Consider the following 24,099-nt stretch of genomic DNA (forward strand, 5'->3'; position numbering starts at 1 on the left):
CACTGCTTACTGTAGTGTACAGCCATAGTACTGCACCAACAAAAACCCCACAATGAGTGCTTTAGAAAACATAAAACAAAAGTTCAAAGAGTTTGGACCAACAACCTGGTCTATCCGCAATAAGACCTCTGTTTACCTGCTCATCATCATTATCTCACTAATGGGTGTGTTCCAGTTTGTAACACTTCCAAAGGAGCAGTTTCCCGATATAGTTATCCCTACCATCTACATTCAAACAATTAATGTAGGTAACTCGCCGGCTGATATAGAGAACCTGGTAACAAGGCCAATTGAGAAACAGCTGAAAGGTATAACAGGAGCCAAGATCAATAAGATCACCAGTACATCGCTGCAAGATTTTTCTGCTATCATAGTAGAATATAGTACGGATGTAAAAACAGATGTGGCGCTGCAAAAAACAAAGGATGCAGTAGACAAGGCTAAGAAAGATCTTCCTACTGATCTTACACAGGAGCCGAATGTGCAGGAGGTAAGCTTTAGCGAAATGCCGATCATGTTTGTGAACGTGAGCGGAGACTTTGACCGCGTAAAGCTGAAAGAATATGCAGATGATATAAAGGATAAACTGGAAGAGCTGCCGCAGATTACAAGGGTAGATATAGTAGGTGCTCCTGAAAGAGAGTTCCAGGTAAATGTGGACAACCTGAAGATGCAAAGCTCCAACATCAGTTACGATGATATAGCCAATGCTATTGCACGTGAGAACATGGACATGTCGGGCGGTCTTCTTGAGGTAGGTAATATGAAGCGGACACTACAGGTGAAGGGACAGTTCAAGAACGTTTACGACATACAGCAGATCATCATACGCAATACTGCTGGCGCCCCTATATATTTGCGCGATATAGCAGAGATAAAAGACACGGTAAAAGAGAATGAAAGTTATGCGCGGCTAAATGGAAAATCTGTTGTTACGCTCAACATCATTAAGAGAGCAGGAGAAAACCTTTTGGAAACCTCTGCAGATGTACAACGGATAGTGGAGGAGATGAAGGCGACAGAGCTTCCAAAGAACCTGAAGGTGGTGATAACAGGTGACCAGAGTATTGCTACACGTACATCTTTCAACGACCTGGTGAATTCGATAGTAATCGGGTTTGTACTGGTACTGCTTATTCTCATGTTCTTCATGGGTGTTACCAATGCATTTTTTGTGGCGCTATCGGTGCCGCTGAGTATGTTCGTAGCATTCCTGTTTCTGCCTTTGGCCGATATCATTACCGGCTCGCATGTTACCCTCAATTTCATCGTTCTATTTGCCCTGCTTTTTGGATTAGGTATTATAGTAGACGATGCCATTGTGGTAATTGAAAACACGCACCGCATATTTGTGGAAGGTCGTGGTAAACTGGGGGCATCTGTTGCAGCTCGTATGGCTGCAGGTGAAGTCTTTATTCCTGTACTGGCTGGTACACTTACTACACTGGCTCCATTTTTCCCGCTGCTTTTCTGGCCGGGCATCATTGGTAAGTTCATGGTGTTCCTGCCAACGATGCTCATATTCACGCTGGCAGCTTCGCTTATTGTGGCTTTCATCATGAACCCGGTATTTGCTGTAGATTTTATGAGCCATGAAGAGTTCGATGGAAAACGTTCTCCTAAGTACATCTTCAGGAACAGGTTGTTTATAATATTGGTTGTTGCCGGAATCTTCTTCGATATACTAGGATTTATATTAGGCGGAAATGAAGCATTATTTTTCACTGGCAACCTATTGTTGTTCTTCGCGCTGGTGATGATCCTGAACGCATATGTATTCAAATCAGCTATTCATAAGTTTCAAAATAATGTATTGCCGCGGCTGATGGAGCGCTACGAGGTGCTGCTGCGTTGGACGCTTATCGGCACCCGCCCTGTGTGGTTGTTGCTGGGAACTGTAGCGCTTTTTTTCGTTTCCATTTTTCTGGTTGCCATCACCAAGCCACCGGTTGTTTTCTTTCCTTCAGGCGATCCCAACCAGGTATATGTATACCTGAAGCTGCCGGTAGGAACCAGTGTTGATTATACGGACTCTATCACTAAGGTGCTTGAGCAGCGTGTGTACAAGGTGCTGGATATGGAGAACGGTAAAGAGAACCCGATTGTAGAAAGTGTTATTTCAAATGTGGCTATTGGTGCATCTGACCCGCGCAGCGGCGATAGAAGTACACGCCCGGAACTGGGTCGTATACAAGTATCTTTTGTAGAATACGAAAAGCGTCATGGTAAGGCAACAGCTCCATACCTTGAAGCAATGCGTGTTGCCATGAAAGGAATGCCGGGAGCACAAATATCTGTAGATAAGGAAGCGAGTGGTCCGCCTACTGAATCGCCTATTAATATTGAAGTGAGCAGTGAAGATCTTGATCATCTTACCAAGACAGCAGTAGACCTGAAGAACTACCTAGATAATAAGCAGGTAGAAGGAGTGGAGGAGCTGAAGCTGGATGTGGACCTAACAAACCCTGAAGTAACGCTTACCATCAATAGGGAACGGGCGTTAACAGAAGGTATTTCTACAGCACAAATTGGCTCTGCCATACGTACGGCTTTATTTGGTCGCGAGGTATCTAAAATAAAAAGTGGAGAAGATGAATACAAGATACAGCTCCGCAACAACGAAGTGCGCAGGAACAGCCTTAGCGACCTGCTGAACATGCGGCTAACTTTCCGCGATATGGCTACAGGACAGGTGAAACAAGTGCCTATAAGCAGCGTGATGAACGTAGACTATACCAGCACCTACGGAAGCATCAAGCGTAAGAACGTGAAGCGGGTTATCACGATCTATTCGAACGTAACAGGCGGTAAAACACCAACGGATGTTAATGCTGAATTGAAGTCTGCGATTGATGATTTCAATAATGTTTATCCTGATGTTACCATCAGCCAAACAGGTGAGGGTAAGCAGCAGGCAGAAACTGGTCAGTTCTTATTCAATGCACTGATCGTTTCGCTAATGCTGATATTGCTGATATTGGTATTGCAGTTCAACTCTATCAGTAAACCTATCATCATTCTTACCGAGATTTTCTTCAGCATCATCGGTGTGCTGTTAGGCTTTGCGCTTACAGGAATGGAGATATCAGTTGTAATGACAGGTATAGGTATAGTGGGTCTTGCAGGTATAGTGGTTAAGAATGGTATCCTTGTTATTGAGTTTGCTGATGAGCTGCGTGCCCGTGGTTTAAAAACAAGAAACGCCGTGATAGAGGCAGGTAAAACACGTATCATCCCGGTGTTGCTTACCGCGCTTGCTACCATATTGGCTTTGGTGCCGTTGGCTATAGGATTCAACATTAATTTCATTACGATGTTCAGCCAGCTGAACCCGCACATTTTCTTTGGTGGAGATAGTGCATCGTTTTGGAAGCCGCTGGCATGGACCATCATCTTTGGATTGACCTTCGCATTCTTTATGACGTTGATTTTGGTACCTGCTATGTACCTAATTTCAGAAAGATTGCGCCGACCGATGCGCAGGCACTATGGTGGCAAATGGATAAGCTTCATGGGCATACCGCCACTTACGCTGTTGTTCATTCCTCTTATCATTGTTTCTGTTATCAGGCATAGAAGGGAAGTGAAACGCAGGTACAGGCGCTTAAAAGTGAAAGCCGATAAAACATGGATTGAAAGCTGGTTCTAATAGATGTTTAGTTACAATAGGAGGCCGTCTTTAAAAAGGCGGCTTTTCTTTTTTGTAGCCTAAATAGAAATAAAAAGGCCGGCTCATCAGTTAGATGAGCCGGTCGTGTTTTATAAAAATGTTTTTAAAATTTTAGAAAGTATACCTGATTCCTAGACCACCCCAGTTGCCAATAAAGCCCCTGTTTTCGCCAAACTCAAAAGATGGTTGCCAGTCGATGGAAAGGTTGATAGGTGCACGATTGATTTTATAATCGAGACCAAGCACACCGTCTACACCTGCTACAGTTTGCGTGTTGTTTGGATGGTTGCGATTGTTGCCAGTGTTATAAAAGCCAACGTGTGCACCAGGACCAATATACCAGCGCAGGCCAGGTGCGCCATTGATGTTTCCATGTATCTCGTACAAGCCTGTTATGCGGGTACCCCTGTTCCAGAAATAACCAATAAATTCAAATGCATCACGGTTGTTTACAAAATGCTTAAACGATACACCTGCGCCATCCCAAACCTTTACACCAAGTGCTGTTCTATAAGATGTGCCCATACTTTGTGCATCCGCATTTGCAACTGCTAAAAAACAAACCAGGCTTAGTACAAATATCTTTTTCATAGTCAATCTTTTAGCAGCAGTTGTTAAAAAATTTATGCCAATGAATGTTGTTCTTCTGCAGCAGCTGTTTGGTTAAAAATAGAAGGTCACATGCTTTTATTAAACATCCAATTTGTCGCGCTTTTATAAGCCAAATATTGGAATGGTCTTTTTATATACAATAGAACAATATTGTATTAATCAATTTAATGTTCAAATTATGGAAAGGCAAGAAGAACTTGTTGCTGTCTTAAATGACCTGATCCGTATTAATAACGATCGTATTGAAGGTTATCAAAGAGCTTCAAACGAATCGAAGGATTCAGATCTTGACATGAAAGCCATCTTCAATGAAATGGCTGACCAGAGCCGCAGGTATGTTACAGAACTTACCCAGGAAGTTGGTCGTTTAGGTGGAGATCCTGCTTCAGACACTACTGTATCTGGTAAAATTTACCGTGTATGGATGGACCTGAAAGCAGCTATTTCCGGTAAGGATAGAGAAAGTATACTGGGATCGTGTGAATATGGTGAAGATGTAGCACAACGTGCATACGAAGCTGCATTGGAATCGGATGCATACATGAGTACCGAGATCAGGCAGATGATCAGTTCGCAGAAAAGCGAATTGAAAACATCGCACGATATGATCAAGAAATACCGTGATATGCACGAAAAGGTTAGTTAGGTGAACGGAGCGTTTATTAATTAGAGCCGGTAGTTTAACTGCCGGCTTTTTTTATTCTGGCAAGGAATTTTCATTAGTAATACTAAACCAACTTATATGGAAGAGAAAACAAACTATATGGAAAACAACGACCAGATACCACATATGAAATCGTTGGCGCTTTGCCTTAACCGTATGGTATTGGATGGATACGAAGATGACTTCAAAGTACTGGAAGACGGCAAATTAACTTCTTTAAAAACCGAGAAGAAGTATGAGCCTGAACAGGTAAATGTTGTTAATTTCTTCAGGTATGAAGGTCAGTCAGATCCTAATGATAATACGATCATGTATGTAATAGAAACAGCTGACGGTTTAAAAGGCACATTGGTAGATGCATACGGGGCTTATGCCGATGAGCGGGTTTCAACGTTTTTCAAACAAGTGGAATCAATACACAAGAAAACTAATAAAGAAGGTCATGAAGTAAAGCACCACTAGTGGTGCTTTTTTTATGGCTTCAATCCTAAAATTTCTCTTCCTCCCGAGAATATAGCAGTCCATGTATATTTAAAAAATCCCTGGGTAGGATCACGGTCCACGTCAACTTTTGCAACGCGCATATTCGCACGCCTGTTATTGTTTTTTACCAGCAGGTTTGCCAGTAGCGATAATACGGTCTTCCTGTTTATCTCATCTTCTTTACGCTTTAGCAACGAGATTTTCAGGTTCTCATAAGTCATAGTTACTGTACCTGTAGCGCGGTTGTTATTGCCCATTATATCGCAGCTAATGGAGTTGAAGCGTCCTTTTTCAATCCTGTTTAACGAAAGCGGAATACTGATCTTGTTAAGTACAGTTCCATCGAAAGGTTTACCAGTAGCTACCTGTACACGGAAGTCGCCGTTCTTCCATTTATCCAGGTAAAAAGTGAAGGTGCCTGATAATGGTATCTGTTCCAAAAACGATGTAGTGAAACGAGCTGTAGCTATGCCACTACCTCCTTCACCATTTCTTACATTTTCAATTGTTAGTTTTCCATTGGTAAATGATACCACACCTATGCTATCGCCTATAGCACTATTTTCCCTGTAGAAGACATGCACGTCATTGCACACTACTTTATCAACCTTTACGGGAACTTTTATCTTCATCAGCAGCTGGTGTGGGAACTTTCCTATTTTGGAAGAATTGTCAGGAGGCTGGTGGAGATCACGGGAAACGGTAAGTGTGTTATGCGAAGATGTAACCTCTTTCATGAATAGCTCAATCTTCGCAAGCTTTCCAATATTTATTCCTGTGCAGATTATGTTTTTACTTACTAGTTCAAACCTGTCTTTTTGAATCTTTGATGCTTTTGCAAATGCTGCTTCACTTAATTGTGGAATGATCTTTACCTGGCCTATCGTGAACTTTTTTTCGCTGGTGTTCAGGTGCAGATCGGTAAGCCTGTAAACATATTTTTTATCCTCGCTTATAAACTCAAGCATTTTATTTGTCAACTCCAGCTTCTTTATTTTTTCAAATAAAGTTTCATTCATCACTGCAGTAGAATCGATGTGAATATTTTGAATATTGAAAGAGCTGTTTGCCACTGTTATGTCCCGCTTATCTGGGTCAGTGTATTTATTTTTCAGGCTAAACGATTTCACCTGCAAGCGGCCTAGCCCAAATGTTTTTATCCATCCGGTGAGGATCCTTTTATTATCTGGCTGCTGTTCTTTTTTATTTTCTCCATTGGTTTGCTCCAGCTCCGCTTTTTGCACCACCACGTTTCCTATCAAAAGGTCAGAATATTCAGCAGCGCCTTTCCATTCCAGGTCTTCCAAAGTTATATTCTGTGCTAATGCTTTGAAGTTGCTGTTTACTTTATAAGCATCGTATTCAAAAGAAGATAATTGCAGCTTCTTACTGTCTGTATCGAAAGCAAGATCTTTTATCTCTGCTTCCTTGCCTTTACTTCCCAGCAAAACTCTGCTGGTTGATACGCGAATAAACTTGCTGAACAATGTACGTGTTGTGTCGTGGTAATAGGCACTATCAATTCTTACCTGGTGCAGGTTGATGTTGGTGTTGTATGTATGAAATTGGGTTTTCTTATTAGCAAAATCTATAGCTTCTACTTCGGCATTTACAATGGCTACAGTGTCTGCATAGATCATCTTCATATTGCCCAATATCTGTTTGTACAGTTCAGGTTTAGGTTGCTCTTTCGCCTTTTGTTTTTCCTGGTTTGGAAAAAGATAAACCATAGCCTTTGGGTCGGTAATGCGAATGGTGTTACAATCTAATTTTTGCGACAGCAATGCGCGGGCTGTTTTAAAACCCAGCACTTCTATCCGTGGTACAAATACATCCAGTAGCATTTTTGATGCTGTCGTATCGCCTGCTGCAATCAGTTGTTGTTGCCGTAGCGTGTCTGCAATTAGCCTCACATTAGTAAGAATAAGATTGCCATTTATTTCATCAACCGTAATAGATTCATATGCTACATCGTACACACCGTTCGATTCTTTTTTCACTACCTCGTTCACTTTGTTGTTAATGAACGGGTACTTAACAGACTGGTAAAATATAAAAGCACCTGCTAGTATAAAGCAGATGCTAATTACGATCAGATATTTCTTATTAATCCTAATGCTAGCTTTCTTCATTCACCTGTTTTGTTGCACTAAAAAGGCTACAAGCTTTATTGCCTGTAGCCGATGATTACTCCGATAAGTTTAAATTTTCTTACATCATGCTCTTCTTATCAGACCCAGCAATAAAGCAATAACTGCCAATACGATCAGCACGTGTATCAAACCTTGCGCGCTGTAAACGAATACGCCAAGCAGCCAACCTATAACAAGGATAACTGCGATTATGTATAGTATACTTCTCATGACTAAATGATTTTGTTACTGTAAAACATTTAAAAACCTTGCCACTTGACAGTCGCAGCTATGAAATGGATTTTTTGCCGAGAAAAAAAATCCCCAAGTCCCTCATTATGATTGAGAAGCAGGTGAAGTACCAATGGCATGAACTTGCTATAGTGAGTGAAAGAAATACAGATCACAACATGACATTTATAAAAAAGTACTTCCAGGTTTTGAAAGATGCCGGTGGAGCATTTATAGAAGACAACTGCGTGAAGCTTGCAGCATCAGTTTCTTATTATACCATTTTTGCTATTGGTCCATTGCTGCTGATTATAATTAATCTCTCCGGCTGGTTCTATGGAGAAGAAGCAGTACAAGGAAAAATAAACGACGAGCTTGGCGGACTGCTGGGGCCAGAGGCAGCAACCTATGTACAGCAGGTCATTCAGAATGTTCAACAAACAGATAGTTCGCTGCTGGGAACTATCATAGGAGCAGTAATCTTGTTTATAGGTGCAACGGGAGTTTTTACAGAGATACAGGATTCCATCAACTACATCTGGTCGCTGAAAGCTAAACCTAAGCGTGGTTTAGTAAAACTCCTCATCAACAGGCTGCTGTCTTTTTCGCTTATCATCAGCATAGGATTCCTGCTGCTGGTTTCGTTGGTGGTTAGTGCATTAATGGCTTTGCTGAACGATCGTCTCACACGTCTCTTTCCTGATACTACAGTAGTGCTGTTATTCATTTTAAACTTTGCACTTGTCTTTGTTGTTATCACCCTATTATTTGCCATCATTTTTAAAGTTTTGCCAGATGGGAAAATAAAATGGAAAGATGCTATGATAGGTGCTTCTTTCACAGCCATCTTATTTATCATAGGTAAAGCTGGTATAGGTTATTACCTAGGTAACTCTACGCTTGGTGTTACTTATGGTGCTGCTGCATCTATGATCATTCTTTTATCGTGGGTATACTACACTTCCATCATCTTATACTTTGGCGCAGAGTTTACTAAAATATATGCTTTAGAATTTGGAGGTGGAATTACACCTAATGATACTGCCGTGTTCATCATAAAAAGAGAAGCAAAAGAAATCAACTTACATCCTGAGCGGGGAGAGCAAATTGTGAAAGAGCATGAACAGGAACGAGCGAAGAAATAAATCAACTTTTAAAATAAATATCACTTACAATGGAACATCAACATTTAAATAATAAAGAGGCTATAGAGAAGCTTAAAAACATCGTGGAAGAAATTAAGGTAGCTATGATGGCTACCATACATGATGGTGAATTGTATAGCCGTCCCATGCACTCAATGGAAGTTGATGCGGAAGGAAATATTTGGTTCTTTACAAGTAAAGATTCCGAAAAGGTAGAGGACGTAGAAGAAGATAGCACCATCTACCTGATGTACGCGCACCCTGGCAGGCATACATACCTGCATGTAAAGGGAACGTCTACCATTGTAGAAGATCAACAGAAGATAGATGAGCTATGGTCGTCGTTTGTGCAGGCATGGTTTCCTAAAGGAAAAGATGATCCAAACCTTTGCCTGATGAAGGTAAAAACACAGGAAGCAAGTTATTGGGATAGTGCAACGAGTAAGTTTGTCCTGTTTTTCCAGATAGCAAAAGCATTATTGAAAGGAGAAAGACACCAGGATGGTGATGTAGGTCATCTGCACATCAATTCCTGATATTGGTTTAGCCAACTGCCGAAGCCGTAGATAGCGATATCCTGCGGCTTTTTTTGTACATATTATTTGCTTTTAATTGGTTATAGTATCACTTCTTCAGCGGTATACTTTTAGAAGTGGATAAAATATAAAAAACAATAGCCTATGTCAGCAAATAAAAATCTACAATTTATCGCCAGTAAAATACTCGATACAGAGGTTGCTTTATTTCATTGTCTTACCAACAGCATTCTTCGTGTACCTAACACGGTTATAAAAACCCTGAAGGTGGATGACGAAGGACACATTTATTTTTTTGTAGCTCGCCCGCAACAGCTGATTAGTGAATTTGACCAGGAGTTCCCGGTTAGTCTTAATTATTTCAAAAAAGGTAAGTCGTACACACTTCAAATTTTTGGTACTGCACGCATGCTAACCAATGCTGAAGAAATAACAGAAGAGATCAAACTTTCTTCGGAAGAAGTAAGCAATGCATTGTGTACTCAACTGCTTATAAAAGTGAAGATCCGCCAGGTGGAATTTTGTGATCTTGCTGCTCGCAGGCAAAACATGTTTCAGCGCCTTAAAGCATCTGTTCTTACCTTTTTACATTGGGCACAGCCAATGGAAAGACAATACAATTTTTCGGCTGGAAGCCGCGTCAATTATGGGTTTTAGCTTGCGGGGTGAGGTAGCAATTCCACAAGGAAGTGTATATTCTACATGAAGCAGCTGCTGATAATCAATAGAAGAAGTTTCGGCACAATTGTTTTTTTAGAAGAGGAAATGACACAGATGAAGATGATGAGAAGATTAACAGCATTAGTAGTTGCAGCAAGTATTGCAACAGCAGTAACCGCACAAGAGCAGAGAACATCAAACGAATTTAGCAGAACACCAAAGCTTGGTATAAGAGGCGGATTGAATTTATCGAACTTATACGTGCAAGAGGTTGGTGATGATAATGTAAAACCTGGCGTTAATGCAGGACTTTTTGCAAAGCTTCCTATAGCGCGTGGCGTATCTATTCAGCCAGAGGTTAACTATAGCATGAAAGGAGCGCAGATCAATTACAACAATGTTTTGTTTGGAAGTGGTAAGTATCGTTACAACCTGAATTATGTTGAAACACCCATTTTAGCTGTATTCAATGTTGCAAGGAATTTCAATATCCATGTTGGTCCTTATGCGGGGTTTCTTGTATCAGCTAAAGTGAAAAATGTAGATGAGAGCGGGAACGTGAATGGTGTGACAGAGTTGAACAAGAATAACTTCAATAGCATTGATTATGGTGCAGTAGGTGGTATCGGTTTCGATATAGAAAATGTTACACTTGGTGCTCGTTACAACTACGGATTACGTGAAGTAGGAAAAGAAGGAAGAGCAAGTGATCTGACCAATAATGCAAAGAACAGCGTACTATCTTTTTATATAGGTTTTGGGTTTTAAATAGGGTTGATTTAGGGTTAACAAAAAAGAGGCTTCCTTTTGGTAGCCTCTTCTTGTTTTAATCAATTTGCTCAGTTTATAGAAGCATTGCTATCAGGCCAACTTCTTAAAACCAATAATAAATGTTGTACCTGCACCCACTACTGATTTTACATCAATATGTGCATTGTGTGATTGCAGAATGTTTAAAGTAGAAGCCAGCCCCAGTCCCATACCATTTCGCTTTGAAGTAAAATATGGCTCGAACAGGCGCTGCAGGTTCTCTTCGCTAATGCCACACCCGTTGTCCTTGAATTCAACCAAGTACTCAGTATCGGTGATGTGTATAGAAATTCTTAGTACACCTTCCGCTTCCTCCATAGCTTCTATAGCATTGATGATGATATTCAAAAATGCCAGCTGTACTTTTTCTACATCCACCATTGCATAAGCTTCTTTCTCAGGGTAAGAAACTTGAAGCTCTATTCGTTTCAACGTCATCCTGTCAATAGCCGCCGCAATTGCCTTGTCTACTACATTTTGCAGCGATACTCTTTCCAGGCTTACTTGTGACGATAAACGCGATGAATTCAATAGTTCAGTTATAAGATCACCAATACGCTTACTGTTTCGTTGTATGATCTCCAGGTAGAGTTTTGAATCATCATCAGCCAGGTGCGGTTGCAATTGCTCCAGCGACAGATTAATGTTGTTTAACGGGTTTCTAACCTCATGGGCAAGTGTTCGTACCAATCTGCCGGTTGCAGCCAGTTTTTCGGCCTGTAATGCTGTTTTTTCAGCACGTTTGCGGCTGGTGTTGTCATGAATAATCCCCTGGATGTATTTCTCACCATTATTATTCATTTCTACCGATGCTGAAATGATACAATTTTTCACTTCATCATTCTTTGCTTTAATGTCTACTTCAAAATCATTCAGCTCACCAGTTTCATTGAGTTTAGAATAAAAGATTTCCCTGTCGCGTTCATTGTTGAATAAGCTTACAATCTCCTTATCAAGGAACTCCTCCAGCTCATACTCCAATAGCTCAGTTGCAGCATAGTTGATGTCTACAATTTTGAAATCTTTAGTGGCAATGAATACCACATCTTTTGATTTCTCGAACATGCTGCGATACTTCCTTTCATTTGCTTTAAGCGCATGAATTGAAGATGCTCTTTCCAGGGAATAGCGGATACAACGTTCCAGCTTCTCTGTGTTCAGTTCAGATTTGATCAGGTAATCGTAAGCGCCACTCTCCATTGCTTTTATATCAATCTCCTGTGTGCCTTTACCTGTAAGAAGAATGATTGGAGCTTCACATCCAGAAGCTATTGCATCGGTCAACAAGTCCATACCTGTTTTTATTCCAAGCCTGTAGTCTACAAAGTAAATGTCGTACTGGTTAGAGGTCAACTTGCCCAAAGCATCGTTGTAGTTGTAAGACCAGTCTACGACAAAGTTTTTTGTAGGAATATTCCTGATGTAATCAGAGGTGATGAAAAAATCATCCTCGTCGTCATCAACTATTAAAATGCGGGTGGGTACCCCTACTAAAGTCTGCGTTTCCATATTTATTTTCTGAAAAAAATTATTATCAAAGGAGTGTATACCAAAAAAGGGTAATAGTTCATTACCCTTTTATCTAAAAAATTTTTTTACGTTCACAACTCGCTATTGAATTGTTTGTACTGTTTCATTTTGTTGTACAACGTCTTCCTATCCACATTAAGTATTTTGGCAGCCTTGCTTTTGTTATAGTTTGCTTTACGGAGAGCTTCTACTATCAGTTCATATTCAGCATCTATACTTGCTCCTTTCAGGCTATGTTCATTTATTTCTACCTGTCGTGTATACACAGGCTCAGGTGTGCTTTGTACACTTGCAGGTGCCGCTGGGGCCACAGTCTCGTACTGGCGCGTAGCCATATTGGTTGATGCCTCTTCAGATGGTTCGTTGAACTGTAGCTTGGTGAAATTGGTTATTTCAAAAGGAAGCACCGTCGGCATGATGTAATCGGTATCTGATAGAAGCGTAGCACGTTTTACAACGTTCTTCAGCTCACGCAGGTTACCTGGCCACACATAACTTTTAAAAACCGACTCCACTTCAGGTGAAAAGCCTTTGATGTTCTTATGAAGTTCATCATTGGTTAGCTTCAGGAAGTGGCGGGCAAATACCATGATATCATATTTCCGCTCTCTTAGCGGTGGCACCTCTATGCTAAACTCATTGAAACGATGATAAAGATCTTCACGGAACTTTCCTTTGCGGGCAGCATCCATTAATCTTTCGTTACTTGCTATGATGATGCGCACATCAAGATCTATGTCTTTATTGCCACCAATGCGGCGCATCTTCCGCTCTTGTACCACGCGCAGCAGCGCCACCTGTACATCGTAGGATAGATTGGCTACTTCATCAAGGAAAATTGTACCACCGTTGGCTATTTCAAAGCTTCCGATCTTTTGGTTTAATGCACCGGTGAATGAACCTTTCTCATGACCGAAGAGTTCACTACCTGCCAGTTCTTTAGAAAGTGCACCACAATCTATAGCTACAAAAGGCATATCCTTTCTGCGGCTACGCTTGTGCACTTCCTGGGCTATAGCTTCCTTACCACTACCACTTTCACCATAAATGATGATGCTGTAGTTGGTTGGTGCTACTAAGTCTACCTGCTTTAAAATGCTTTTGAATTCAGCACTGTCACTAAAAATATATTGACCTGATGAGATTGTTTTTGCAGGCCTGAACATCGGCTTGCTATCGTCTTCTTCAGTTATAGTTGGTGTAGCGGAAGAATATGGCTCATCTGCTTTTTTCTCCAGTGCCTTTTTTATGCTTAATAAAATTTCGTCGGGGAATAATGGCTTGGTAACATAATCATAAGCACCTAGTTTCATTACGTCTACAGCTACTTTAATGTCGCTGTAGCCAGTCACAATGATCACTGGTGTACGCGGGTAACGCTCCTTTATTTTTATCAGCAGTTCTTTACCGTCTATATCCTCCAGCCTGAAGTCGCATAGTACCAGATCTGGTTCAGCATTATCCAGCTCTTCCAATGCTTTTTTCCCATTGTGAGCCAACGACACTTCGTAGCTGTTTTTGGTAAGGAACCTTTTTAATAAAAGGCACATATCCACGTCATCGTCAATTACCAGAATTTTACTCATGTATAGAATATAAAATAATTTTGAATTTAATCTTTAAGTAAATGATTAAGCCCACATGCGACGTAACTGGGCTACTGGAATTTGTAGCTGCTCACGGTATTTTGCAATAGTGCGTCGAGCTACATTGATGCCTTTGTTTGCTAAAATAGCTACCAGTTGTTGGTCGGTGTACGGATTAAGTTTGTCTTCAGTTTCTATTACCCCTTCTATAGCTGATTGTATCACACGGTTACTAATCACTTCTCCTTCTTTGTTTATGATACCTTCAGTAAACAGGTTTTTCAGCAGGATAATTCCAAAAGGAGTATCCACGTATTTGTTAGAAGTTACCCTTGAAACGGTAGAGATATCTACGCCAACTTTATCTGCAATATTCTTAAGAATCATTGGTTTAAGCAAACTTACTTCACCTGTTATAAAGTAGTCATGTTGCAGTTCAACGATTGCTTTCATGATCTGCATCATGGTTGATTCGCGCTGCTTAATGGCATTTACAAACCACTGTGCGCTGCTCAATTTGCTCTTCAGGTATTGTGTGGCCGACTTGTCTTTGCTGTTGGCTGAATGGTGTACTGTCTCCATCAACGATTGGTTGATGTACAAAGAAGAGGAGCGGGAACGATATAGGTTTACAACAATCTCTCCTTCATCATTTACATTCAAAATAAAATCGGGGATGATGTTGTTGTTTACTGTGCCTCCATCTACTTCTTCTAGTACAGGCTTCAATTTTAGCGAAGCCAACAGGCGCAGGATGATCTTTAATTCTTCCTCGTCTACATGCAATGCAGACATGATCTTTTCCATATTACGGTGCGAAAGATCGGTATAATGATGCTCCAGTAGTTGAATAGCTTTCTTTACATCCGGACCTTTCTTACCAAGGTGGCGAAGCTGGATCAACAGGCATTCACGTGTATTTTTAGCACCTACTCCTACAGGATCTAATTCCTGGATGTACCTGACAACTTCCTCCAGTTCTTCTTGTTCTACTATAACGCCTTGCTTAAATGAAAGATCATCAGCCATGTCCTCCAGGTCTTGCTGTAGAAAGCCATGACAATCCAGGCAGTCGATAATATAATCAGCCAGCTGCAGTTGTTTGTCCGAAAGGCCTTCGTAGCGGATCTGCTCTTTCAGGTGCTGCCTGTAATCGCTAAATGATTTGATAGGCACATTCGGCATCGACTCGCTATTGAAGTAATTTTCGTACTCCATTTTGTAGTCGGGAATATCATCATAACCATGCTCTTCCCAACTTTCAAAGTCCTGCACACTTTCTTTAGCAAATTTGTCTATGGCAACGGTTTCTTCCTCCTCGGCCGACTCCAGTAAAGGATTTTCGTCTAATTCATCTTGAATTCTCTGATCGAGCTCCAGAACATTCAGGTGGAAGATATTCAGCATTTGTATTTGCTGAGGCAGAATTTTCAACTGCTGTTTCTGTGTTTGTATCTGACTAAGCATATTGATAGTCTGGGTTTTAAATGTTCACTATATATTGTTCAAGTTCAGCACCAAACTTTCGATTGGCAACAAATAATTAATAAAAGAACAGTTCTCAGCACATTACATATTGTGTTAAACTAAATGTATAATGCTAACGTGCTTAAAGCTTTGATGTTTACGAGCTACTGTAGAAAAGTTTCCCCACGACCTTTACAGAAAAAATTTGAAGTTTGTAAAAACCGGATATAATTGAAAAGAGACCTCAGGCTTATATATTTCCTCTACGCTTTATCCATCATTATCATCGTTGTAATCAGCTCGTTATTCTATGTCCAGTTTAAAACACTCACCAATTATTCTGCCGAAATAGATGACACCAACCAGATGATAGGTTTAATAGAAAACCTGAAACTGGAGCTGGTGAATGTAGAGAACAATCAATTGGATTACCTGGTACGAAAGGATACATCCATCCTGGAACCTGAATTGGAAGTTCAAAGCCGCATCAATAACCTGGTAGAAGTTATAGGGCAACGTATTGTAAACGATAAAGAGCAATATGCCAATTTTGTAAAGATGAAGGACGCAGTATCTAATCGACTTACTGCGCTAGAAGATGTGTGGCGTAAAGCTGAGCAAAATGGCACCAACATCAACTTTGAGCGCTACTTCATCAAAGGACGTGAAGCCATGGTAGACTTTAGGAAAAGGGCTACTAAAATGGAGCAATACGAGAGGCGGCAACTTGAGCAGGCATTCACGCAAAAACAAAAATACGAACAGGCCACACCTACTTACCTGTACATGGTGCTTGGGCTTACTTGCATCTTCCAGGTTTTATCATTTGCCTTCTTGCTAAAAGAATTCAGGAAAAGACATAGCTACCAAGACCAGCTGGAGGAAAAAATAAAGGACTTGAATATCACTAACTCCGAATTAGAACAAATGGCCTTTGTGGCTTCGCACGACCTGCAAGAGCCGCTTCGCAAGATCAGGACCTTCAGCGACAGGCTGCTAAAAAAGCATTCTGATAGTCTGGATGAGGAAGGGCAACAAATGCTGCAGAAAATAAATATTGCTTCCGGCAGGCTGCAGGGGCTGATGGCAGACCTGGTAAACTACTCAAGTATTTTACAAACTGATGGAGAAAATGAACCAATTAACCTGGAAGACTGTATGCAAGATGTGATGAAGAATCTTGCTGACAAGATCAGGGCAAAAGGAGCCATCATTAATCTTGGACCTTTGCCAGTTGTACAGGGGCAATACAACCAAGTTTACCTGCTTTTCTTCAACCTGCTCGACAATAGCTTGAAATTTACCCGCCAAAGCATAGCGCCTGTTGTAAGTATATCTTGTATTGATAAATCAGCTGAAGAAACAACCGCGGAAGTAGGACAGGAGGTGTCGCATGCATATTACCGAATAACGGTTAGCGACAATGGTGTTGGCTTCATGAAGGAGTATGCGCATAAACTATTCATCATCTTCCAGAGGCTACACACGCACAATGCCATGTACCCGGGCAAGGGCATAGGCCTGGCAATCTGTAAAAGAGTAGTAATTAATCATAATGGTTACATAACCGCTACTGGTGATCAAGGTGCAGGAGCTACTTTCAATGTATACCTTCCCGTACCGCAGATGGATAGGTAGTGTAGCTATTAATTTAGTAACCTTTTGTTCTGGCAGAAAATGTTTTAAAACGTTTTCCTATCTGTCCAAGATTTCTTTTGTAGAATGTTACTACTTCCTCAATATTCAATTCCACACCTGGCAACAATACGCATTGCGTCATGTACTCCAGTGCATTCTTCAATAATTTCCCCGATGCTTTCATAGATTTCCTTTTCTGCTGCTACTAAAGAAAACACTGTACCAATTTTTTTTTGAATATGAGCAAATGCAGATGCAGAAAGGATTGTAGAAGTTATTCCCGTACACAAAAAGGATTAATGGCACGGAATTTTTTAGATGTTTAGAAACTTATTTTAAAACTAAAAAGATTTTTTATGTTACGTTGGACAGTTATATTCCTTGTCGTTGCAATCATAGCTGCGATATTTGGATTTGGAGGAATCGCTGCAGGTGCTGCAGGTATTGCTAAAGTTCTATTCTTTATTTTCATCGTATTGTTCCTATTGTCATTAATTGGTGGAAGGAAAACAGTGGACTAAGGAATATGAGACATTACAAATAAAGTGGCTGCCTTAAAAAAAGACAGCCACTTTTTTTATGTCATTAGTTCTACTATCAGTTCTTTTCGTTTGGATAATGCCCGCCTATTTGGAAAATTTCTATCCTCATTTTCACCTGGTTGATCTTAAAAGCCACCCTGTGCTGCTGCGACAGGCGTAGGGTAAATTCTCGGTTGTTTTTACCCCGTATGACTTCAAAATGGTGAAGGAGGTGTGTTTATGGAACCGGGTCGTGGCCATGACCACCCCATGGATGACAGCGGCCAATACGTTTTATAGTCAGCCAACTACCTTTGAATACACCATATTTTTGTAAAGCTTCAATAGCATAATGGCTGCAAGTAGGTGTATACCTGCACTTTGGACCCAGCCATGGAGAAATTACCACCTGGTAAAACCGGATGAGCAATATAAATGGGTAACTAAGTACCTGTAGCAGTGGTTTCATCGGCCGATATTTTTACAACTTCTTTTACCAATTTGCCAAGTACATACTTCATCTTATCATTTACTTCTTCAAACACGGGAAGTTCCTTACCCAAAAAAATAAAGAAGATGATGAGTTTTTTTTCCTTTTGTTGTAAAGATTCTATAAGAACTGGCTTATTCAGCCGGTAAGCTTCCCGTAAAATTCGCTTTACACGGTTACGATCCACAGCTTTTTTAAACTGCCTGCTGCTCGTGGTAACCCCAGCCTGTACCGTTTCTTCCGCATCTTGTTGCCATGCATAAATGGCTTTTAGCGGGAAAGCCACAATGGTTTTACCTGCAGAAAACAACTGGCCGATCTGTTTGCGGCTCTTCAGTTTCTCCTTTTTACCGTATGAATGTGGCGATTTAATGGCAGTTATTTTTACAAAAGTAAAAGCCCCGCCTGTAATATAGGCGAGGCTAAATATGTTTTGACCACTAAGGTATTACTTCAAACTTCTTTCGTCAGACACGGTCAGCTTTTTACGACCTTTTGCACGGCGACGAGCTAATACTTTACGGCCGTTGGCAGATGCCATACGTTCACGAAAACCATGAACTGATTTACGACGGCGTGTATGTGGTTGGAATGTACGTTTCATTTTTTTAGAGTTTTACTAGCCCGAAATTTTGTTTTTCATACATCAGCGGTACGTCCCATAAGTACTGCTATGGTGAAAGGACGGCAAAAGTAGGGTAAAACAACATATGAAGAGCAGTTGCAGCAGGAATATTTTTTTGTTCCCGGCAGCATAAACACAGATTTAACAGTCGTTGCGTCGCAGTACGTTCATCCCCATATCGTTGTGCAGCAGTACGGTTGCGGGATAATTTTGATTGTTACTCCTTTACCTTCTGCTGCTTTTATCCCAGCTACCATTCCAACACTTCTACAATTGTTATTTCCTGTTTTTCCTACAGGTTTACATGCTCCGACCGCACCTGTTTGCCATAGAACCTGCTGGCGTGGTTGTCAAAATCTTCAGTAGAATCGGTTGTATAAAAAGATGCTTTGCCGCCTTTGGTGCAGTTGCTCTCGATTTCGGGGTGTCGCTGCAGGTAATCCTGCAGGCTCGCTGCTACTATCTCTCCTTGCGAAAGCAATTGTTTGCCTTGTGGCAGGTGAGCTTCAATCTTCGACCTTAGCAGCGGGTAGTGTGTGCATGCAAGCAACACTGTATCTATCTCTTCAGATTGAGCAAAAAGATTTTGTAAGTGCTTCTGAATAAAGTAATCTGCTCCTTCCGTTTCATATTCATTGTTCTCTACCAATGGCACCCACATAGGGCAGGCTTCCTGGTATACCTTCACTGCCGGGTGAAATTTTTCTATCTCTATCACATACGAGCCTGATTGAACAGTTCCTTTTGTTCCTAGCACACCTACAGAGCCAGATCTTGTATACTCGCCAATCCGCTCCGAAGTGGGACGAATAACTCCCAGCACCCGTTTACCCGGCGCAAGTTGCTGCAGGTCGTTTTGTTGAATGCTGCGCAGTGCTTTAGCCGAAGCTGTATTGCAAGCAAGTATCACCAGGTGGCAGCCTTGCCTGAAGAACCACTCGACGCATTGAAGCGTGTACTGGTAAACCGTTTCAAAAGAACGGGTTCCATAAGGAGCACGCGCATTATCTCCCAGGTATATATAGTCGTACGCTGGAAGTTGCGCAACTATTTCTTTTAGTACTGTCAATCCTCCATAGCCACTGTCGAAAACGCCTATTGGTCCTTTGTCTGCCATTGTACAAAAATAAAAGAACCACGCTGATGGGCGTGGTTCCTGTAATTATATCAATAACAAATTATTGCTTTCTCTGGGCTGGTCGAGCACCACCGGTTGCTGGCCTTGTAGCACCACTTGCAGCAGGAGCTGGTTCATCAGCTGCTCCAGGACTACGTAGTTGCTCAGGCAGGTTCACTTTCAGTTCCCTTGCTACTTTCTCAAATACGTTTTCTACTTTAGAACCCATTTCGTAAGCACCTGGCTTTAGAACAACAAGGTAATTGTTTGCTTTAAGCACTTTATCGTAAGCTGTAAGCACTTTCTCGTACATAGGCGCAGCCAGTTCCTGGCGCTTACCTTCAGAGCGTTGTTGTGCTATCTGCTGCCAGTAGATAAGCGTGGTAGCAAATTGTGTACGTTGATCTTTGATGTAGTTAAGTACACTTGCTGGTTTACCAGCAGCTGAGTCAGCTTTGTATGTACTATCAGTACGGTTATATTCTCTTACCGCGAAATCGTAATCTCCACGAAGTGAGTCTTGCTCATACAAGCTAACTAAACTGTCTACAGCACGGTATCCAGGCATTACCTGTACCATCATGTCAACATCAAAAACACCGATCTTGGCTGTTTGCGCACCAGCATTGTTGGCGGCAAACATAGTACCTGCAAAAGCCAACATCACAAATAGAACTTTTTTCATTTTTTTCTTTTTAGGTTCTGTAGTTACAGAGTGATCAATAGTGGTCGAATTGTGCTGCAATATCTATTACTATTGATGTCATACACTTTTTAAGGATTTATAATTTGGTTAATTAACTACTATTTCAAGCCCAACTCTTTCAATACATCTTCGCTCTTTTCCAGTTTGGGGTCGGCAAATATAACCGTAATTCCCTCACTTTTGTCAAGCACAAAATCGTATCCGCGGTTCACTGCCATCTTTTGAATAGCGTTGTAAACTTTGTCCTGTACCGGCTTTACCAGGCGTTGTCTTTCTTTAAAAAGATCGCCTTCAAAACCGAACCTTTTCTTTTGCAGATCGCGTATCTCTTTTTCTAAATTGAACAGTTGATCTTCTCTTTTCTTCTTCAATTCATCGGTAAGCATGAATTGTTCTGCTTCAAAATTGCGGTACATCGTATTCAACTGCCCTTGCTTTGCATCTATCTCTTTTTGCCACTGGTCGCTTACCTGTGCAAGCTTTTTATCTGCATCATTGTATTCCGGTACTTTACTCAAAATATACCTGGTATCGATGATGGCATAGCGCTGTGCCTGTACAGTAGCTGTAGCCAATAGGAAGCTTACTGCAACGAAGAATAGTTTTTTCATACAAGCGTTTTTGAAGTTTATAAAGATTATTCAGGTTCAAATCCTAGCATGAAGGTAAACCTTGCCGCATCTTTCAGGCTGCCTTGTGGGTTGTACCTGTCAAGTCCAATTCCGTAGTCGAAGCCAAGCAATCCAAACATTGGAAGGAAGAAACGCATACCAACACCCACAGAACGACGCAATTTGAAAGGGTTGTACTCCTTCATGTCGTACCATCCGTTAGCGGCTTCAAAAAAGCCAAGGGCGAAGATGGTGCTGCTAGGGTTCAGGCTGATTGGGTAACGCATCTCCATCGTGTACTTGTTGAAGATGGTAAAGAAGCGGGAAGCGCTCTGCTGGTCAGGATTCACCTTTGGATCACTTGTTTCGTAAACAGGGTAACCACGGTGTGCAATGATGTCGTAACCTAACAACGCGAAGTTGTTACTCAAACCTGCATCACCAACCTGGAAACGTTCGAACGGAGATATCTGGAGGTCTTTGTTGTAACGACCAATGTAGCCATACTTAACAGCAGTACGAAGTACAAACTGCTTATTTCTTTCTGCACCGTGTGGCTTACCAATAGGAGTGAACCACTCACCATTGAATCTCCACTTATGATATTCTACCAACTGGTAAGGATTGGCTGTATTTACGCGCTTAGGATCGAACAGCGACCATGGTGGCGTAAGCTGCGTGCTAAGCAAAAAGTTGGAACCACTGCTTGGGAAGATAGGACTAGGACCTGCAGATGAACGCTGTAAAGCAAACTTCATGTTGAAGTTGTTTGACACACCATTGCTAAAGCCCTGGAATATCTGGTAGTCTTTTAGTTTGTAACGTGTATAGTTAAATGAAGTGATCAAGCTGAAATAATCATCAGGCCATTTCAATTGCTTACCAAGACTTATACCCATACCTGTAGTTTGGATGTAAGAGTCGTTCTGGGTATAATTAAACCTACCTGTGAACGGATCGTAAGCACCTGTTCTGAACTTAGTATCGTACACACTTACAGTAAATGAATTTCTTTTTTTACCACCTAACCAAGGTTCAGTAAAAGAGAAGTTGTAAGAGCGGAATGCACGACCATTACTCTGAACACGAAGACTTAGCCTTTGGCCATCACCGGTCGGTAACGGATCCCAAGCTGATTTCTTCCAGATGTTGTTAATAGAGAAGTTATTGAAAGACACACCCAGTGTACCTGTAAGTCCGATACCACCACCCCAGCCGGCACTCAATTCCAACTGGTCGCTCGATTTTTCTTCAAGGGTATAGTTGATATCTACAGTACCGTCATCAGGATTTGGAACCGGGTTGATGCCGATCTTTTCCTGGTTGAAGAAGTTTAGCTGGGCAATTTCACGCTGAGAACGGATCAAGTCAGACCTGCTGAATTTTTCACCTGGAATGGTACGTAGTTCCCTGCGAATAACGTGTTCTTTGGTTTTATCATTACCAGAGATCCTGACATTCTTGATGGTAGCCTGCGGACCTTCCACCAGCCTTATCTCATGGTCTATGGTATCGTTGTAAACACCTGTTTCTACTGCTTCGGTTCTAAAGAACAGGTAACCATCGTCCATGTACAAACCACTGATATCACCACCTTCCGGAGAAAGTTGTTTACCCAGTTTTTTATTCAGCGTTTCAAGGTTGTAAACATCTCCTTTTTCAATACCAAGAATAGCTGTCAATAAGCTATCAGAGTACTTGGTATTTCCACGCCAGGTGATATTTCCAAAATAGTATTTATGACCCTCGTTGATCTTCAGGTCAATGTTCATATGACCCTTTGAATTGTAGTATTGAGTATCTGCTTCAATCACAGCATCGCGATATCCCAACGAGTTGTAGTATTCAATGATCCTTTCTTTGTCCTCTGCGTATTTGGTTTCATTGTACTTGGCAGAAGTAAAAAATTTGAAACGTACATAAGGATCCAGTAGTTCTTTGGTTTTTGAGAATGATAAGAAACCAGTCTGTTTCAGGTAATCATTGAAGGTAAGGCGGCTAGGAGCAGCATATCCACCAGAGTCTACAGGTGGGTAAAGTGTGAAACGTGATTTCTCCTTAGTTCCTTTCAGTTGCTTTTCCAGCCTTGCGTCGGCTACAGTGTTACCTACAAAATTCACCTCGTTTATCTTTACCTTATTTCCTTTGGTAACATGGAAAGTAAGTGCAAGTGTATTTTCGATTTTAGGATCTGGCGTTTCTTCTATTCTCACAGCAACTGCCCTGAAGCCTTTATCAGAATAATATTTTTGAATAGCTTCAATTGCCGACCTGCGAATGTTTTCAGTGATGATACGGCCTTTGATCAAACCCACTTTGCTGTTCAATTCTTCAGACTCAGTTTTTCTTACGTTTCTAAAAGAGAAGGTAGACAAACGAGGTCTTTCAGTAACCGCAATCTCCAGGTAAATATTTTTACCTTCCAAACGGGTGATGTAGATCTCAACATCGCTAAAGTAGTTCTGCTTCCACAAGTTGTTGATGGCTCTAGAAAACTGGTCACCTCCAGGTATCACCACTTCATCACCAATGTTGATGTTGGCAATAGAAAGAAGTAGTGCCGCATCAAAAAATTTGTTTCCGGTAACAATGATGTTAGCCACCTTGTAACGCTGAGGTACTCTTTGCGAAAAAAGGTTTTCAAGATCTACATCGATGGATGTTGCCTGGTAACTTGTATCAATTGGGGGAGTAACTTGTGCGGATGCATTGTATTGGAGGAATGATGTTGCTAAAAATAACAACATGAATTTGTAAACGTTCTGCATCAAAATCGTGATTTGGTAGGTTTGTTGGCCGGGCTGTAGCAGCTTGCGGTATATTTTTGAATGATCAAATTTGGTGGGCAAATTAAGGGGAATAAAC

Annotated in this window: 23 protein-coding genes; 9 read left to right on the top strand and 14 right to left on the bottom strand. The window is 41.2% G+C overall.

Annotation, left to right across the window (positions count from 1 at the left end; genetic code table 11):
* The first annotated feature begins 52 nt into the window (after window positions 1-52).
* Window positions 53-3,649: an efflux RND transporter permease subunit gene (locus J4N22_RS01595; protein WP_207491958.1), complete on the top strand. Its 3,597-nt coding sequence runs from the start codon at window positions 53-55 to the stop codon at window positions 3,647-3,649.
* Window positions 3,650-3,781: 132 nt separating this feature from the next.
* Here J4N22_RS01595 and J4N22_RS01600 read toward each other — a convergent pair whose 3' ends face one another.
* Window positions 3,782-4,261 carry a hypothetical protein gene (locus J4N22_RS01600; protein ID WP_207491959.1) on the bottom strand — a complete coding sequence of 160 codons (480 nt, stop codon included), beginning with the start codon at window positions 4,259-4,261 and terminating at the stop codon, window positions 3,782-3,784.
* Between the two features lie 199 nt (window positions 4,262-4,460).
* Here J4N22_RS01600 and J4N22_RS01605 point away from each other — a divergent pair, with 199 nt between their 5' ends.
* The gene (locus J4N22_RS01605) at window positions 4,461-4,928 is read left to right on the top strand and encodes a ferritin-like domain-containing protein (RefSeq protein ID WP_207491960.1); all 468 of its coding nucleotides are present in this window, start codon (window positions 4,461-4,463) and stop codon (window positions 4,926-4,928) included.
* Window positions 4,929-5,024: 96 nt separating this feature from the next.
* Window positions 5,025-5,408, top strand: coding sequence for a hypothetical protein (locus J4N22_RS01610; protein ID WP_207491961.1), 384 nt, complete (start codon window positions 5,025-5,027; stop codon window positions 5,406-5,408).
* 11 nt (window positions 5,409-5,419) lie between these two features.
* Here J4N22_RS01610 and J4N22_RS01615 read toward each other — a convergent pair whose 3' ends face one another.
* Both J4N22_RS01615 and J4N22_RS01620 read right to left on the bottom strand, forming a co-directional pair.
* Complete coding sequence (locus tag J4N22_RS01615) at window positions 5,420-7,561, bottom strand: hypothetical protein (RefSeq protein WP_207491962.1); 2,142 nt, start codon at window positions 7,559-7,561, stop codon at window positions 5,420-5,422.
* Between the two features lie 84 nt (window positions 7,562-7,645).
* Window positions 7,646-7,792 (bottom strand): lmo0937 family membrane protein, encoded by a 147-nt coding sequence (locus J4N22_RS01620; RefSeq protein ID WP_207491963.1) that lies wholly within the window; start codon window positions 7,790-7,792, stop codon window positions 7,646-7,648.
* Window positions 7,793-7,899: 107 nt separating this feature from the next.
* On the opposite strand from J4N22_RS01620, the gene J4N22_RS01625 reads away from it, so the two are divergent.
* The 4 genes from J4N22_RS01625 (at window position 7,900) to J4N22_RS01640 (ending at window position 10,901) form a co-directional block, all read left to right on the top strand.
* Window positions 7,900-8,937 (top strand): YihY/virulence factor BrkB family protein, encoded by a 1,038-nt coding sequence (locus tag J4N22_RS01625; protein ID WP_242692018.1) that lies wholly within the window; start codon window positions 7,900-7,902, stop codon window positions 8,935-8,937.
* Window positions 8,938-8,966: 29 nt separating this feature from the next.
* Window positions 8,967-9,473, top strand: coding sequence for a pyridoxamine 5'-phosphate oxidase family protein (locus tag J4N22_RS01630; RefSeq protein WP_207491964.1), 507 nt, complete (start codon window positions 8,967-8,969; stop codon window positions 9,471-9,473).
* Window positions 9,474-9,617: 144 nt separating this feature from the next.
* Window positions 9,618-10,130 (top strand): hypothetical protein, encoded by a 513-nt coding sequence (locus J4N22_RS01635; RefSeq protein WP_207491965.1) that lies wholly within the window; start codon window positions 9,618-9,620, stop codon window positions 10,128-10,130.
* A gap of 45 nt (window positions 10,131-10,175) precedes the next feature.
* Window positions 10,176-10,901 carry a porin family protein gene (locus J4N22_RS01640; RefSeq protein ID WP_207491966.1) on the top strand — a complete coding sequence of 242 codons (726 nt, stop codon included), beginning with the start codon at window positions 10,176-10,178 and terminating at the stop codon, window positions 10,899-10,901.
* A gap of 93 nt (window positions 10,902-10,994) precedes the next feature.
* On the opposite strand, the gene J4N22_RS01645 is transcribed toward J4N22_RS01640, so the two are convergent.
* The 3 genes from J4N22_RS01645 to rpoN all read right to left on the bottom strand — a co-directional run bounded on the left by J4N22_RS01645 (window position 10,995) and on the right by rpoN (window position 15,526).
* On the bottom strand, window positions 10,995-12,452 hold the full coding sequence (locus tag J4N22_RS01645; RefSeq protein WP_207491967.1) for a hybrid sensor histidine kinase/response regulator: 1,458 nt from the start codon (window positions 12,450-12,452) through the stop codon (window positions 10,995-10,997).
* Window positions 12,453-12,544: 92 nt separating this feature from the next.
* Window positions 12,545-14,059 (bottom strand): sigma-54-dependent transcriptional regulator, encoded by a 1,515-nt coding sequence (locus J4N22_RS01650; protein WP_207491968.1) that lies wholly within the window; start codon window positions 14,057-14,059, stop codon window positions 12,545-12,547.
* A gap of 45 nt (window positions 14,060-14,104) precedes the next feature.
* Window positions 14,105-15,526, bottom strand: coding sequence for an RNA polymerase factor sigma-54 (gene rpoN / locus J4N22_RS01655; protein WP_207491969.1), 1,422 nt, complete (start codon window positions 15,524-15,526; stop codon window positions 14,105-14,107).
* Between the two features lie 231 nt (window positions 15,527-15,757).
* Here rpoN and J4N22_RS01660 point away from each other — a divergent pair, with 231 nt between their 5' ends.
* Window positions 15,758-17,164, top strand: a complete 1,407-nt coding sequence (locus J4N22_RS01660; protein ID WP_207491970.1) for a sensor histidine kinase — start codon at window positions 15,758-15,760, stop codon at window positions 17,162-17,164.
* 13 nt (window positions 17,165-17,177) lie between these two features.
* Here the strand turns inward: J4N22_RS01660 and J4N22_RS01665 are convergent, their stop codons facing one another.
* The gene (locus tag J4N22_RS01665) at window positions 17,178-17,348 is read right to left on the bottom strand and encodes a hypothetical protein (protein ID WP_207491971.1); all 171 of its coding nucleotides are present in this window, start codon (window positions 17,346-17,348) and stop codon (window positions 17,178-17,180) included.
* 172 nt (window positions 17,349-17,520) lie between these two features.
* Here J4N22_RS01665 and J4N22_RS01670 point away from each other — a divergent pair, with 172 nt between their 5' ends.
* Window positions 17,521-17,685, top strand: coding sequence for a DUF1328 family protein (locus J4N22_RS01670; RefSeq protein WP_207491972.1), 165 nt, complete (start codon window positions 17,521-17,523; stop codon window positions 17,683-17,685).
* Window positions 17,686-17,923: 238 nt separating this feature from the next.
* Here the strand turns inward: J4N22_RS01670 and yidD are convergent, their stop codons facing one another.
* The 7 genes from yidD to J4N22_RS01705 form a co-directional block, all read right to left on the bottom strand.
* Complete coding sequence (gene yidD / locus J4N22_RS01675; protein ID WP_207491973.1) at window positions 17,924-18,154, bottom strand: membrane protein insertion efficiency factor YidD; 231 nt, start codon at window positions 18,152-18,154, stop codon at window positions 17,924-17,926.
* Window positions 18,129-18,557 carry a ribonuclease P protein component gene (gene rnpA, locus J4N22_RS01680; protein WP_342450930.1) on the bottom strand — a complete coding sequence of 143 codons (429 nt, stop codon included), beginning with the start codon at window positions 18,555-18,557 and terminating at the stop codon, window positions 18,129-18,131. Before rnpA ends, yidD begins: the two co-directional genes overlap by 26 nt.
* Before the next feature lie 66 nt (window positions 18,558-18,623).
* The gene (rpmH, locus tag J4N22_RS01685) at window positions 18,624-18,779 is read right to left on the bottom strand and encodes a 50S ribosomal protein L34 (protein WP_207491974.1); all 156 of its coding nucleotides are present in this window, start codon (window positions 18,777-18,779) and stop codon (window positions 18,624-18,626) included.
* Between the two features lie 313 nt (window positions 18,780-19,092).
* The gene (murI, locus tag J4N22_RS01690; protein WP_207491975.1) at window positions 19,093-19,917 is read right to left on the bottom strand and encodes a glutamate racemase; all 825 of its coding nucleotides are present in this window, start codon (window positions 19,915-19,917) and stop codon (window positions 19,093-19,095) included.
* 61 nt (window positions 19,918-19,978) lie between these two features.
* Entirely contained in the window at window positions 19,979-20,602 is a 624-nt protein-coding gene (locus J4N22_RS01695) for an OmpH family outer membrane protein (protein ID WP_207491976.1), read from the bottom strand.
* Between the two features lie 119 nt (window positions 20,603-20,721).
* A complete protein-coding gene (locus tag J4N22_RS01700; protein WP_207491977.1) occupies window positions 20,722-21,234 on the bottom strand; it encodes an OmpH/Skp family outer membrane protein in 513 nt (170 codons plus the stop codon).
* 26 nt (window positions 21,235-21,260) lie between these two features.
* Window positions 21,261-24,002: a BamA/OMP85 family outer membrane protein gene (locus tag J4N22_RS01705; protein ID WP_207491978.1), complete on the bottom strand. Its 2,742-nt coding sequence runs from the start codon at window positions 24,000-24,002 to the stop codon at window positions 21,261-21,263.
* Window positions 24,003-24,099 lie beyond the last annotated feature (97 nt).

Origin of the sequence: Aridibaculum aurantiacum, from assembly GCF_017355875.1 — a bacterium.
GTDB lineage: Bacteria > Bacteroidota > Bacteroidia > Chitinophagales > Chitinophagaceae > Segetibacter > Segetibacter aurantiacus.

Coding starts and splice junctions, on each gene's coding strand:
- J4N22_RS01595 (WP_207491958.1), top strand. CDS start 53: ATGAGTGCTTTAGAAAACATAAAACAAAAGTTCAAAGAGTTTGGACCA.
- J4N22_RS01600 (WP_207491959.1), bottom strand. CDS start 4,261: ATGAAAAAGATATTTGTACTAAGCCTGGTTTGTTTTTTAGCAGTTGCA.
- J4N22_RS01605 (WP_207491960.1), top strand. CDS start 4,461: ATGGAAAGGCAAGAAGAACTTGTTGCTGTCTTAAATGACCTGATCCGT.
- J4N22_RS01610 (WP_207491961.1), top strand. CDS start 5,025: ATGGAAGAGAAAACAAACTATATGGAAAACAACGACCAGATACCACAT.
- J4N22_RS01615 (WP_207491962.1), bottom strand. CDS start 7,561: ATGAAGAAAGCTAGCATTAGGATTAATAAGAAATATCTGATCGTAATT.
- J4N22_RS01620 (WP_207491963.1), bottom strand. CDS start 7,792: ATGAGAAGTATACTATACATAATCGCAGTTATCCTTGTTATAGGTTGG.
- J4N22_RS01625 (WP_242692018.1), top strand. CDS start 7,900: ATGATTGAGAAGCAGGTGAAGTACCAATGGCATGAACTTGCTATAGTG.
- J4N22_RS01630 (WP_207491964.1), top strand. CDS start 8,967: ATGGAACATCAACATTTAAATAATAAAGAGGCTATAGAGAAGCTTAAA.
- J4N22_RS01635 (WP_207491965.1), top strand. CDS start 9,618: ATGTCAGCAAATAAAAATCTACAATTTATCGCCAGTAAAATACTCGAT.
- J4N22_RS01640 (WP_207491966.1), top strand. CDS start 10,176: ATGAAGCAGCTGCTGATAATCAATAGAAGAAGTTTCGGCACAATTGTT.
- J4N22_RS01645 (WP_207491967.1), bottom strand. CDS start 12,452: ATGGAAACGCAGACTTTAGTAGGGGTACCCACCCGCATTTTAATAGTT.
- J4N22_RS01650 (WP_207491968.1), bottom strand. CDS start 14,059: ATGAGTAAAATTCTGGTAATTGACGATGACGTGGATATGTGCCTTTTA.
- rpoN (WP_207491969.1), bottom strand. CDS start 15,526: ATGCTTAGTCAGATACAAACACAGAAACAGCAGTTGAAAATTCTGCCT.
- J4N22_RS01665 (WP_207491971.1), bottom strand. CDS start 17,348: ATGAAAGCATCGGGGAAATTATTGAAGAATGCACTGGAGTACATGACG.
- J4N22_RS01670 (WP_207491972.1), top strand. CDS start 17,521: ATGTTACGTTGGACAGTTATATTCCTTGTCGTTGCAATCATAGCTGCG.
- yidD (WP_207491973.1), bottom strand. CDS start 18,154: ATGAAACCACTGCTACAGGTACTTAGTTACCCATTTATATTGCTCATC.
- rpmH (WP_207491974.1), bottom strand. CDS start 18,779: ATGAAACGTACATTCCAACCACATACACGCCGTCGTAAATCAGTTCAT.
- murI (WP_207491975.1), bottom strand. CDS start 19,917: ATGGCAGACAAAGGACCAATAGGCGTTTTCGACAGTGGCTATGGAGGA.
- J4N22_RS01695 (WP_207491976.1), bottom strand. CDS start 20,602: ATGAAAAAAGTTCTATTTGTGATGTTGGCTTTTGCAGGTACTATGTTT.
- J4N22_RS01700 (WP_207491977.1), bottom strand. CDS start 21,234: ATGAAAAAACTATTCTTCGTTGCAGTAAGCTTCCTATTGGCTACAGCT.
- J4N22_RS01705 (WP_207491978.1), bottom strand. CDS start 24,002: ATGCAGAACGTTTACAAATTCATGTTGTTATTTTTAGCAACATCATTC.